The sequence below is a fragment of the Kluyvera intermedia genome, from assembly GCF_021440345.1.
Lineage (GTDB): Bacteria > Pseudomonadota > Gammaproteobacteria > Enterobacterales > Enterobacteriaceae > Kluyvera > Kluyvera intermedia_A.
Window position 1 is genome coordinate 169,384 of sequence record NZ_JAKCNS010000011.1, and the last position, 12,308, is coordinate 181,691.

The 12,308-nt window shown below is 55.4% G+C and carries 10 protein-coding genes; all 10 read right to left on the minus strand.

Annotated features, from left to right (window positions below; genetic code table 11):
- Positions 1 to 103 precede the first annotated feature (103 nt).
- Positions 104 to 508, minus strand: coding sequence for a VOC family protein (locus tag LZ634_RS03605; protein WP_234502387.1), 405 nt, complete (start codon positions 506 to 508; stop codon positions 104 to 106).
- A gap of 146 nt (positions 509 to 654) precedes the next feature.
- A complete protein-coding gene (gene der / locus LZ634_RS03610) occupies positions 655 to 2,133 on the minus strand; it encodes a ribosome biogenesis GTPase Der (RefSeq protein ID WP_052282297.1) in 1,479 nt (492 codons plus the stop codon).
- A gap of 188 nt (positions 2,134 to 2,321) precedes the next feature.
- Positions 2,322 to 3,500 carry an outer membrane protein assembly factor BamB gene (gene bamB, locus LZ634_RS03615; RefSeq protein ID WP_234502388.1) on the minus strand — a complete coding sequence of 393 codons (1,179 nt, stop codon included), beginning with the start codon at positions 3,498 to 3,500 and terminating at the stop codon, positions 2,322 to 2,324.
- Between the two features lie 10 nt (positions 3,501 to 3,510).
- Positions 3,511 to 4,131: a YfgM family protein gene (locus LZ634_RS03620; protein ID WP_234502389.1), complete on the minus strand. Its 621-nt coding sequence runs from the start codon at positions 4,129 to 4,131 to the stop codon at positions 3,511 to 3,513.
- 33 nt (positions 4,132 to 4,164) lie between these two features.
- Positions 4,165 to 5,439 (minus strand): histidine--tRNA ligase, encoded by a 1,275-nt coding sequence (gene hisS, locus LZ634_RS03625; RefSeq protein WP_234502390.1) that lies wholly within the window; start codon positions 5,437 to 5,439, stop codon positions 4,165 to 4,167.
- Between the two features lie 91 nt (positions 5,440 to 5,530).
- Positions 5,531 to 6,649 (minus strand): flavodoxin-dependent (E)-4-hydroxy-3-methylbut-2-enyl-diphosphate synthase, encoded by a 1,119-nt coding sequence (ispG, locus tag LZ634_RS03630; RefSeq protein ID WP_061282912.1) that lies wholly within the window; start codon positions 6,647 to 6,649, stop codon positions 5,531 to 5,533.
- 26 nt (positions 6,650 to 6,675) lie between these two features.
- Positions 6,676 to 7,695 (minus strand): cytoskeleton protein RodZ, encoded by a 1,020-nt coding sequence (gene rodZ, locus LZ634_RS03635; protein WP_234502391.1) that lies wholly within the window; start codon positions 7,693 to 7,695, stop codon positions 6,676 to 6,678.
- A 277-nt stretch (positions 7,696 to 7,972) separates the two neighbouring features.
- Positions 7,973 to 9,139 carry a bifunctional tRNA (adenosine(37)-C2)-methyltransferase TrmG/ribosomal RNA large subunit methyltransferase RlmN gene (locus LZ634_RS03640; protein WP_052282291.1) on the minus strand — a complete coding sequence of 389 codons (1,167 nt, stop codon included), beginning with the start codon at positions 9,137 to 9,139 and terminating at the stop codon, positions 7,973 to 7,975.
- 170 nt (positions 9,140 to 9,309) lie between these two features.
- Complete coding sequence (gene ndk / locus LZ634_RS03645; RefSeq protein ID WP_052282290.1) at positions 9,310 to 9,741, minus strand: nucleoside-diphosphate kinase; 432 nt, start codon at positions 9,739 to 9,741, stop codon at positions 9,310 to 9,312.
- Positions 9,742 to 9,988: 247 nt separating this feature from the next.
- A complete protein-coding gene (pbpC, locus tag LZ634_RS03650) occupies positions 9,989 to 12,307 on the minus strand; it encodes a peptidoglycan glycosyltransferase PbpC (RefSeq protein ID WP_234502392.1) in 2,319 nt (772 codons plus the stop codon).
- Position 12,308 lies beyond the last annotated feature (1 nt).

Consider the following 12,308-nt stretch of genomic DNA (forward strand, 5'->3'; position numbering starts at 1 on the left):
GTGTAAGTCTGGCTGATTAATTTCAGCTATGCGAGGGGCTCCACCCGTAAGGGTCCTGAATCGCTCACCAATGACAATGCAATACCAAACGCAACGTGGGTTTTCATCGCGTTTGCGCGTTCTGATAGAGGTCCCAACGGTTGCCATACAGATCTTCAAATACAACGACCGTTCCGTACTCTTCGTCACGCGGCTCTTCGCAAAAATGGACACCTTTGGCCTTCATCGCGTGGTAGTCGCGCCAGAAATCATCGGTCTGCAGGAACAAAAACACCCTGCCGCCGCACTGATTACCAATAAAATCCTTTTGTTGGTCGTTCGATGCGCGAGCCAGTAAAATATGGCAGTCGCTTTCCGGTCCCGGCGACACCACGACCCATCGTTTTCCTGGCTGCGGTGTATCTTCAACAAGGATAAAGCCCAGTTTATCGGTGTAGTACTCAATCGCACGGTCATAGTCGTCGACGACGACTGCTACATGCCCGAGGCACCGTTTTTGCGTTCTCATTTTTTTGCTCCGTTGCGCTTTCACTATCACCGCTCAGGCACACCTTTTACCACAAAAGTGTTTTGGCCTATCCTGTATCACAAAAAGAAAAGCCCGCATCATGCGGGCTCCTCATTTTACTCAGCGGTGATAAACCCTGCGGTCTATTACTTGCTCTTTTTGATGTGCTTCATCAAACGCTGGCGTTTACGCATCTGAGTTGGGGTCAGCGTGTTGCGTTTGTTCGCATACGGGTTTTCCCCTTCCTTGAACTGGATGCGGATTGGTGTCCCCATGACGTCCAGTGACTTACGGAAGTAGTTCATCAGATAGCGTTTGTAGGAATCTGGCAGGTCTTTTACCTGATTACCGTGAATAACAACAATTGGCGGGTTGTAACCACCGGCGTGGGCATATTTCAGCTTCACGCGACGACCACGAACCAACGGCGGCTGGTGATCTTCTGTTGCCATGCTCATGATGCGGGTCAGCATCGCCGTGCCGACACGACGGGTAGAGCTGTCATACGCTTCACGGATGGATTCGAACAGATTACCTACGCCGCTGCCGTGCAGCGCGGAGATAAAGTGCACGCGAGCAAAGTCGATAAAGCCCAGACGATAGTCCAGGGTCTCTTTCACCTGCTCTTTAACTTCCATGCTCAGGCCGTCCCACTTGTTGACGACAATAACAAGTGAGCGCCCACTATTGAGGATAAAGCCCAGCAGTGACAGGTCCTGGTCAGAGATACCTTCACGAGCATCGATAACCAGCAGACAGACGTTGGCATCTTCGATCGCCTGCAGAGTTTTGATAACGGAGAATTTTTCTACCGTATCGGTCACTTTGCCGCGCTTACGTACACCGGCGGTGTCGATGAGCACGTATTCACGTTCATCGCGTTCCATCGGGATGTAGATACTGTCACGGGTGGTACCCGGCATATCGTAAACCACCACGCGGTCTTCGCCGAGGATACGGTTAGTCAGCGTTGACTTACCGACGTTAGGGCGACCCACGATAGCGATTTTAATCGGCAGATCCTGCGGGTTGAAGTCATCTTCTGGCTCTTCAACTTCACCGCCGTTCTGCTCGGCTTCAAACTTAGCCCAGTACTCCGCGTCTTCGTCCACTTCTTCCGGCGGGTTGACATCATCAACGAACGGCAGCAGAACGGTTTCCAGCAGCGTAGTCACGCCGCGGCCATGAGAGGCGGCAATCGCGTGAATCTCACCAAGGCCTAGCGACCAGAAGTCAGCTACTGCCTGGTCCGGGTCAATCCCGTCCGTTTTGTTCGCCACCAGGAAGGTTGGCTTTTCACGGGAACGCAGATGCTTAGCAATGCCTTCGTCCGCAGGCATCAGCCCCGCACGTGCATCAACCATAAACAGCACCACGTCAGCTTCTTCAATCGCCAGCAGCGACTGTTCAGCCATGCGCGTTTCCACGCCTTCTTCCGTACCATCGATACCGCCGGTATCGATACAGATAAACTCACGCCCTTCAACTTCAGCACGACCGTACTTACGGTCACGAGTCAGACCCGGGAAATCCGCGACCAGCGCATCACGAGTGCGCGTCAAGCGGTTAAAGAGCGTGGATTTTCCGACATTAGGGCGCCCGACAAGCGCGACCACAGGAACCATGATAAAGCCTCATATACTCAAAATTTGTGACAATTTGCTTTGCCGGGCGGCATTTCGCTTATCCGGTCTGCGCTTGTGCGGCAGGCTCGATAAGTGAAGCGCCATCGGGCATAAAAATCAGTAACATTACAAATAGCAAACGGCCCCTGACTAAACAGGAGCCGTCCATCGCTGAAAAACTACAGACGTTAACGCGTAATCGCGTAAACCGTACCGTCTTTCGCCTGAATCAGCAATTTACCGTCAGCAACAACCGGTTCCGTCAGGAAGCCGGAGCTGTCGAGCTTCTGCTGGGCCATGAAACGGCCATCTTCTGGATTAATCCAGTGCAGATAACCTTCGCTATCACCCACCACCAGGCTGCCATTATACAGCGCCGGAGCGGTCAGCAGTCGGTGCAGCAGATCGCTTTGCGTCCACAGCGTTACGCCACCGTCGGTGGTTAGCGCCAGAACGCGGTCATTCTGGTCGGCAATGTAGATACGGTTGCCGTCAACGATGAAATCATTCACCGAACCCAGCTCACGTTTCCACAGGATCTGGCCGCTGCGCAGATCCAGCGCCGTCAGATTACCATTGTAGGCTAATGCATAAACAACGCCATTCACGATAACCGGCGTGGTATCCACATCGCTCAGACGATCGATTTCGGTAGAACCGGTGGCCTGAGAGATACGCTGCTGCCAGATAAGCTGGCCCTGCTGCATCAGTACCGCACTCACGCGACCGTTGTCGCCGCCCACAATGGCTGCGCCGAATGCGACGGCCGGTGCAGATTCACCGCGCAGAGAAAGCGCAGGCATATCCAGGTTCACCGTCCATTTCACCACGCCGCTGTTCTCATCCAGCGCCTGCAGCTGACCGTTGCTGGTGTGAACCAGAACCAGGCCATCGCTCGCAGTTGGACGAGACAAAACTTCACCCGCTGCGGTGGTCTGCCAGACGATAGCACCGGTGCCGGCATCCAGCGCGTAAACCTGCGCTTTTTCGCTGCCGACGTACACGTGGCCACCGGCAATGGTCAAGCCACCGGACAGCAGAGCCGGTTTACGGCTAAACCAGCCGTCTTTTTCCGCCAGATTCACGGACCAGACTTCTTTACCATCGTCAGCGTTAACCGCTTTCACGGTGCCTTTACGATCGGCCGCATAGACTACGCTGTCGGCATAAGCCGGATGCAGGTTCGAGTAGAAGTCACCAATACCGCTACCGACGGAAACATCCCATGCGGTAGATGGCGTAAACTGGTTTTCTACGGTTGGCAGAGGAGACATTTTAACAACATCTTCTTCGCCGCTAAATAACGAACAACCACTCAACAGAGTGACAGAAAGCAGTCCTGGCAAAAGTACTTTACGCAATTGCATCGGGTCCCTCTCAGACGGACAAATTATTAATTTTCATGCGCATCATTTCACTCAGCGCCGGTGATGCATCGCTCTTAGCGCCAGTTTCCCACGCTGCACGAGCACCTTGTTTGTCACCTTTACTGAGCAGGATCTCCCCACGTAAATCAGCAACAATTGCCGTCCAACCTTCACCTTTCACGCCTTCCAGCGTTTTCAGCGCCGCATCAGCCTGCTTCATCTGCAGCTGAACGCGCGCCAGGCGCAGATTAATAACGGACTTCAGATTCTCATCAGACGCAGCGGCTAAGCCTTGCTGCAGCTGTTTTTCCGCCTGTGCCAGATCGTTTTTATCAACAAAGGCCTGCGCCAGTTCCAGAGAAGCAAACGCCCCGTAGGTGTTTTTGGTCTCCGCCGCAAACTTCTGGGCGGAGGCCAGCGCTTCCGGTTTCCCTGAGGACAGAGAAGAAACGGCATTTTCATAAGCCACGGAAGATTCCCGGGCCGAGTCTACCTGATGAGAATTCCAGTAACGCCAGCCAACCAGCGCACCGATCCCCAAAATCACCCCAACGGCCAGCGCTTTGCCATTTTCAGCAAAGAAGCGTTTGATCGCATCAACCTGGTCATTTTCGTTATTGTAAATTTCCACGCAGCCCTTCTCCTGATAATAATGTTCTGGAGATCAACCCAGAATAGTGCGCAAATGCGCGGCAACGCCTTCCTGCGTTACGGTTGACTGCTCACCAGAGCGCAAATCCTTCACGACAACGGTGGCTTGTTCAACCTCAGATTCACCCAACACCAGGGCAATGCGAGCGCCCCATTTATCAGCACGTGCAAATTGCTTCTTAAAGTTGCCGCCGCCGTGGTTGGTCATCAGCTTCACGCCCGGTAACGCATCACGAACCTGCTCGGCCAGACGCATTGCTGCTGACTGAGTATCAGTGCCTGAAGCGACCAGGTATATATCGACAACAGGATCGGCTTTAAATTCCGGATTAACTGCCTGAACCAACAAAACAAGTCGTTCAAGGCCCATGGCAAAGCCAACGGCCGGGGTCGCACGACCGCCCAACTGTTCGACCAAACCATCGTAACGGCCGCCCGCACAAACGGTACCCTGCGAGCCGAGGCTGTTGGTGACCCATTCGAAAACGGTACGGTTATAGTAATCCAGGCCGCGAACCAGGCGCTGGTTAACGGTATAAGCAATACCCGCAGCGTCCAGCTGTGCGCACAGGCCAGCAAAGTGCTCACGGGAATCGTCATCCAGATAGTCGCCCAGCGCCGGTGCGTCGTTCAGCAGCGCCTGAACATCTGGGTTTTTGGAATCCAGCACGCGCAGCGGGTTGCTGTACATGCGGCGCTTGCAGTCTTCATCCAGCACTTCAACGTGCTGCTCGAGGAAGGCCACCAGCGCATCGCGGTAGTTTGCGCGCGCTTCCAGAGAACCGATGGAGTTCAGCTCCAGATTCACGTGTTCAGAAATGCCCAGCGCACGCCACCAGCGCGCGGTCAGCATAATCAGCTCGGCGTCAATATCCGGCCCCTGCAGGCCAAACACTTCGCAACCCAACTGATGGAACTGGCGGTAGCGCCCTTTCTGCGGACGTTCGTGGCGGAACATCGGCCCGATATACCACAAACGCTGCTCCTGATTGTACAGAAGACCATGCTCGATGCCGGCGCGTACGCAGCCCGCAGTACCTTCGGGACGCAGCGTCAGGCTATCGCCATTGCGGTCTTCAAAGGTATACATCTCTTTTTCAACCACGTCGGTGACTTCACCGATAGCGCGTTTGAACAACGGGGTCTGCTCTACAATCGGCAAACGAATTTCGCTATAACCGTAGCTGCCGAGCACCTGCTTAAGTGTGCCTTCAATGCGCTGCCAGATGGCGGTCTCGCCAGGCAGATAATCGTTCATGCCGCGAATGGCTTGAATGTTTTTTGCCACGTTAATTCTCTTTATATATAAAAATGAACCCTCAGCACCAGGGTGCCAGCGGGTTCAATCATACACGGGAAGCAAGACGCTTCCCATCTCGTTATTTTTCAACCTGCTGAACATCGATACGATTGGCTTCATCCAGAATTGTCGCTTTCGCGCGGATGCGTGCTTCAAGCTGGCTAATCATATCGTTGTTGTCGAGGCGATCTTTACGTACGCCGTCTTCGTACAGGCCGCTTTTCTTATTACCGCCGGTAACGCCCAAGGTCGACACCAGCGCTTCGCCAGGGCCGTTCACCACGCAACCGATAATGGAAACATCCATTGGGGTAATAATATCTTCCAGCCGCTGTTCTAACGCGTTGACCGTACCGATAACGTCAAATTCCTGACGTGAACAGGTTGGGCAAGCGATGAAGTTGATCCCGCGCGCACGAATACGCAGCGATTTCAGAATATCAAAACCAACTTTGATCTCTTCAACCGGATCCGCCGCCAGCGAAACGCGCAGCGTATCGCCGATCCCTTCGGATAACAGCAAACCAAGACCGATCGCCGATTTAACCGAGCCGCTACGAGCGCCGCCCGCTTCGGTGATCCCTAAATGCAGAGGCTGATCGATGCGCGATGCCAGCAGGCGATAGGATTCAACCGCCAGGAAAACATCAGACGCCTTCACGCTGACTTTGAACTGATCGAAGTTCAGACGATCGAGGTGATCGACATGACGCATGGCCGATTCCAGCAGCGCCTGCGGCGTGGGCTCACCGTATTTTTCCTGCAGATCTTTTTCCAGCGACCCGGCGTTAACGCCGATGCGGATAGGAATATTTTTGTCGCGCGCACAGTCAACGACCATGCGAATACGCTCTTCGCTGCCGATGTTGCCCGGGTTGATGCGCAGGCAATCAACGCCATACTCCGCCACTTTCAGCGCAATACGGTAGTCAAAATGGATATCGGCGACCAGCGGGACATTAACCTGCTGTTTGATGAGTTTGAAAGCTTCAGCAGCGTCCATGGTGGGAACGGATACGCGAACGATATCCGCACCAACGCGTTCTAACGCTTTGATCTGATTGACCGTCGCTTCGACATCCGTCGTACGCGTATTGGTCATCGACTGGACGGCGATAGGAGCCCCATCGCCGATCGGCACGTTCCCAACGTAAATGCGTGTGGATTTTCTACGTTGAATAGGAGCCTGATTGTGCATGAAAAATCTCCCGCATTACGCGTCTATTATTGTGCCGGTGATTGTTCAGCATTCACCGTCAGGCGCGCAACCTGGTTAGTTCTGATAAAACGACTCAGGTCGACAGGTTTACCCTGGAATTCGATCTGTACTGCAGCCGGTGCACCAATTTTCAGTTTGTATGGCGCCTGGCCTGCAAGATTCAGGTTACCACCTTTGCGCTGCAGACCGCTGAACAGTTTTTTGCCCGTTGCATCGGTCACTTCCAGCCAGCAATCGGCGGAGAAGTTCATCACCAACGCATTAGCGTCAGCAACCGGGGCAGCGGTCTGCGCGGGGTCAGTTGGCAGCGCGCCCGGAGCGGCGGTTTGCGCGGCTGGAGCGGTGGTTTGTGCAGCTGTTGCGTCAACGTTCGCCTGCGACGGTGCCACAACGGCGTTATTCTGGACAGTATCCGCTGGCGCAGTGGTAGCCGCCGGGGCGGTTTCAACCGGCGTCGCTGCGCTGTTGTCAGCGGCAGCCGTCGTATCGGTTGCTGCCGGGGTAGAAGTAGCGTCTGTGCCCGTATTCAGCGGAATATTCTGTGATTCGCTGCCGCTAGCCTTCAGCTCAACGGAGGATTGATCGGCCATGGTGGTGATCTCTTCCTGCTGCGCTTTATGGTTCTGCCACCACCAGGCTACGGTTAAACCGATAACCACGAACAGCACGAGCCAGGTAAAGCTCATCAGCCAGCCATCACGTTTTTTACGACGTTTGCCCAAAGAGAAAGTCTGCATCGGCGCGACTTTTGCCGCTCTTATCGGTGCCTGCTTTTCCATCATCGGCAGCAGTTCTTCTTCAGGAATATGCACGAGGCGAGCATAGGAACGGATATAACCACGCAAGAATGTTGAAGCAAGTTCAGCCGGCGCCTTATCTTCTTCAATATCACGAACGGTGGAAACCTTCAGGCACAAGCGTTCTGCAACGGCTTGCTGACTGAGTCCGAGTTGTTCACGGGCATTACGCAAACGGACACCCGTAGTTTGTGCTTCTGGTTGGTCGTGGTTGGTTTCAGTATTCATTCGCTACAGCTGCTGATTCGTGAAATTTAAGATTCTGGTGCAAACCGCGTTCACACCGCGAAATATCCGTTCGTGTACAGATAAGGCAGACAGGCTGTCCACGTTTATCCGATGGCAAAGCAGCGTCAAAAGCCCTATTGGCGCTGTGATGACAACGCTACATACTGCCTCAATACGTGAGGAAACGCACCGTAATTATTAACCAGATCAGTACGTTTCGCCTAATCCTTAAGCACTTAACTCTGTGTGCGCCATTTCTGACGCACACGACACAGCATTACAGCTCTTTGACCGAGATAGATTCACCCTGCATACGCTTACGCATTGTACGCTTGGTACGGTCAATAACATCCCCGGCTAACTGACCGCAGGCAGCATCGATATCATCACCACGGGTTTTACGCACGATGGTGGTAAAGCCGTAGCCCATCAATACTTTACTGAAGCGATCGATGCGGCTGTTAGAGCTACGCCCGTAAGGTGCACCCGGGAACGGGTTCCATGGAATCAGGTTAATCTTGCACGGCGTATCTTTCAGCAACTCAGCCAACTCATGCGCATGCTCGGTACCGTCGTTGACGTGATCCAGCATAACGTATTCGATGGTCACGCGGCCCTGGTTGGCATTGGACTTCGAAATGTAGCCACGTACGGATTCCAGGAAGGTCGCGATATTGTATTTCTTGTTGATCGGCACGATTTCATCACGAATCGCATCGTTCGGCGCGTGCAGAGAAATAGCCAGCGCAACGTCAATCATATCGCCCAGTTTATCCAGCGCTGGCACAACGCCTGAAGTCGACAGGGTTACGCGGCGTTTGGAGAGACCGAAACCGAAGTCATCCAGCATGATTTCCATCGCGGGAACCACGTTCGTCATGTTCAGCAGCGGCTCCCCCATGCCCATCATGACCACGTTGGTGATAGGACGTACACCGGTGGCTTTGACCGCGCCAACGATTTTCGCCGCGCGCCACACCTGGCCGATGATTTCGGAAACGCGCAGGTTACGGTTAAAGCCCTGCTGCGCCGTAGAGCAGAATTTACACTCTAATGCACAACCAACCTGTGAAGATACGCACAGGGTCGCGCGATCGTCTTCCGGGATATACACGGTTTCAACGCGCTGATCGCCTACGGCAATCGCCCATTTGATGGTGCCATCGGAGGAACGCTGTTCTTCCACCACTTCAGGTGCGCGAATCTCTGCAACTTGCTTCAGCTTGTTACGCAGAACCTTGTTGATATCGGTCATATCATCAAAGTCATCGCTGCAATAGTGATACATCCACTTCATCACCTGATCGGCACGGAAGGGTTTTTCGCCTAAGTCTTTAAAAAACTCGCGCATCTGCTGACGGTTAAGATCCAGCAGGTTAATTTTTCCATCTTTATTGGGAACCGCCGGGATGGCGCTCTCAGGCGTGACAATTTGTTCAGACATTTTCTATTCCGGCCTCGTTGTTACACGTTATGGCCCCTGGAGGGTGAATGATAAAAAGAAGCGCCCCAGGAAAGCGGTCTGCTCGTCCGGGGGCGCTGCATTGTACAAATTCTGGCGCATGGATGCCACGTCTGCACGCGGCAATCGCTAAATAAAGTGTAAACGTGCCCTTAGCGGGTACGTGGGCACACTTCACCTTCTGCGAAGAAGAACGCGATTTCGCGAGCGGCGGATTCAACGGAGTCAGAGCCGTGGGTGCCGTTCTCGGTGAAGCTGTCCGCGTAGTCAGCACGCAGGGTGCCTGCCAGCGCGTTGTCTGGGTTGGTCGCACCCAGCAGATCGCGGTGGCGCTGAACGGCGTTTTCGCCTTCCAGTACGGAAACCACGATTGGGCCGGAAGTCATGAACTCAACCAGACCGTCGAAGAATGGACGACCGTCGTGCTCAGCGTAGAAACCGCGAGCCTGTTCAACGGTCAGGTGCAGCATTTTGGTGCCGACGATTTTGAACCCTGCTGCTTCAAAGCGAGCAAAGATGCTACCAATAACGTTTTTTGCCACCGCGTTTGGCTTGATGATGGAAAAAGTACGTTCAATTGCCATGATTACCTCTAATAATAAAATTTGTTCTGTTGTCGTGCATACAGCGGCTGTATGACCTGGCGCGGATTATAATGACCCGTTGCCCCCTTGCCTATGGATGAAGGTAACATTTTTTTAAAATAAAACACTTTTAAGCAACACATTGTGTAACAAATTCCCGTTCATCCTCGTACGTATCACAATGTCCGTTGGCATGATGTTTGCCCCGTACCCCGTCGCTATCTCTGACGCTACCCGTCAATGTGGCTTACTGCAAAGTGAAATTCACCACCGCCATCTGCCCAACATCATCCATCACGACCAGTTGATAGCGACCCGCGTTATTCAGTGACAGCGCCAGATTATTCCCCGCGCTATTCTGCGGCTCACCGTTCATAAACCACCAGCGTCGCCCTTCCCCTCCGCTTGCCTGCAGCAGCACGGTTGCGCTGGCTTCGCCCGGCAAACGGCGGATCACCGCGTCTTCGCGGATCCCGGTAAGCATCAGCGGTGCGGCATTCTGCAGCTGCCGGGGCGGGCACACTGCCGAAGCGGCAGGCAGGCGCATAGCCCGACGCTCTCCGACGGGTACCCAGGGTTCCAGCGGCAGCGGCCAGACATCCATACTGACTTCCCGCGCATCCGGGCAGTCTGCCGCCACCCGCAGGCCTGACTTATCCAGCCACAGCGGGAAATGAATGCCCTGCACGCCCTCTTGCCCCGGCAGCAGCAGCGTCGGCGGCAGGCCGTTGTCCAGCACCCAGGTCGACAAACGACGACGGCAGTTGCTATCGCCCGCTGGCAGCGGTTGGCCACCGGGCCAGCAAATCTCCGCCGCACTCACCGATGCGGGGCGCGGGTCGCGTTCTTCAGTCCGGCGTGTAGCGCCCGAAAGCAGCAGATTACTCACCTGGTTTAGCAGAGGTATCGCGCTGGCAAAACCAAACTGCCCGGCCACCGGCGTGCCGTCAGGCCTGCCGGTCCAGATACCGATACTGTAGCGGGCATTGACGCCAATCGCCCACGCATCGCGGTAGCCGTAGCTGGTGCCGGTTTTCCACGCCAGCGGCACCACCTGCGGTAGCGAGTCGTCCGGCAGCGGCTGCGCTTCCCCGGCCAGTATCCGGCGGATTATCCACGCGGAACCCGGTGAAAGCAGCGGGCGTTCCACCAGCGGATCGCGTGCCAGCATCCGCAATTTGCCGACCTTCCCATGGCGGGCGAGCGCACTATAGGCGGCGGTAATATCCGCCAGTCGTGCACCGGCACCGCCGAGGATCAACGATAAATTAGGTTCAGCCCCCGCGGGTAATATCAGCGGCAAACCGGCATTACGCAAACGCGCAGCAAACTGTTTCGGGCCGTAGGCATCAAGAACCTGTACCGCGGGCAGGTTGAGCGAACGCACCAGTGCTTCGCTCATGCTCACCGGGCCGTGAAAGCCGCTATCAAAGTTACCGGGCCGATAGTCGCCGACCTTTCTCGGCACGTCCTGCAGCAGCGATGCCGGATGGATCAGCGCATTATCAAGCGCCATGCCGTATAAAAACGGCTTCAACACCGATCCCGGCGAACGGATTGCGGTAACCATATCCACGTGACCAAACCGGCTGTCGTCCGCAATATCCGCCGACCCAACCCAGCCACGCACTTTCATATCACGGTTATCCACCACCACCATTGCCAGCGAGCTGCGCGGCGGCAGGCGTGATTTCCAGCTCATCGCCAGCTCTTCCAGCTGACGCTGAAGCCCGGCATCCAGGGTGGTCACCACTTTCTCGTCCCGGCTGCGCGCCAACATCTGTCGCGAGAACAGCGGTGCCAGCTGCGGCATTTGCCGGGGGAATAACCAGACGGCCTCTTCTTTAGCCTCGTTCACTACCTTTGCCGGCCACACCTGCTGGGTGAGCATGCGGTCGAGCACTTTATTGCGCGCCTTCTGCGCGCGCTGCGGCCAACGGTCCGGGCGTAAACGGCTGGGCGCCTGCGGCAATACCGCCAACAGCGCGGCATCAGCGTAGCTAAGCTGGGCCGGTGGTTTGCCAAGATAAGCCCAACTGGCAGCACCAATTCCCTGCAGCGTGCCGCCAAACGGTGCACGGTTGAGATAGAGAGTGAGAATATCGCGCTTGGAAAGATGCCATTCAAGCTGGAAGGCGCGCCATAGCTGGCGCACTTTGCCACCGAAGGTACGGGAATGCGGATCGAGCAGACGCGCTACCTGCATAGTAATCGTACTGCCGCCGGAGACTACCCGGCCAGCGGTCAGATCCTGCCAGCCCGCGCGGACAATTGAGAACGGATTCACGCCGGGATGATCCCAGAACCAGCGATCCTCGTACTGGATCAGCGCCTCCAGGTAGCGGGGAGAGACCTCCTCAATGGTAACCGGATAACGCCAGATTCCCTCGCTGTCCGCAAAGCGCCACAGCGGACTACCGTCCTCGGCGACCACCACGCGTGCGGGTGTCACTTCGTGCAGCGGCAGCGGCCACAGCCTGTCCGCCAGCACAATGCTGGCGACCAAAATCACCACCGCAGCGGCCAGCCAGCGCCAGCCGCGGTGTTTAAAGCAGCCAAGACGCATC

Excerpts from the sequence above, each read along its gene's own strand:
- LZ634_RS03605 (WP_234502387.1), bottom strand. The coding sequence starts at position 508 with ATGAGAACGCAAAAACGGTGCCTCGGGCATGTAGCAGTCGTCGTCGAC.
- der (WP_052282297.1), bottom strand. The coding sequence starts at position 2,133 with ATGGTTCCTGTGGTCGCGCTTGTCGGGCGCCCTAATGTCGGAAAATCC.
- bamB (WP_234502388.1), bottom strand. The coding sequence starts at position 3,500 with ATGCAATTGCGTAAAGTACTTTTGCCAGGACTGCTTTCTGTCACTCTG.
- ispG (WP_061282912.1), bottom strand. The coding sequence starts at position 6,649 with ATGCACAATCAGGCTCCTATTCAACGTAGAAAATCCACACGCATTTAC.
- rodZ (WP_234502391.1), bottom strand. The coding sequence starts at position 7,695 with ATGAATACTGAAACCAACCACGACCAACCAGAAGCACAAACTACGGGT.
- LZ634_RS03640 (WP_052282291.1), bottom strand. The coding sequence starts at position 9,139 with ATGTCTGAACAAATTGTCACGCCTGAGAGCGCCATCCCGGCGGTTCCC.
- ndk (WP_052282290.1), bottom strand. The coding sequence starts at position 9,741 with ATGGCAATTGAACGTACTTTTTCCATCATCAAGCCAAACGCGGTGGCA.
- pbpC (WP_234502392.1), bottom strand. The coding sequence starts at position 12,307 with ATGCGTCTTGGCTGCTTTAAACACCGCGGCTGGCGCTGGCTGGCCGCT.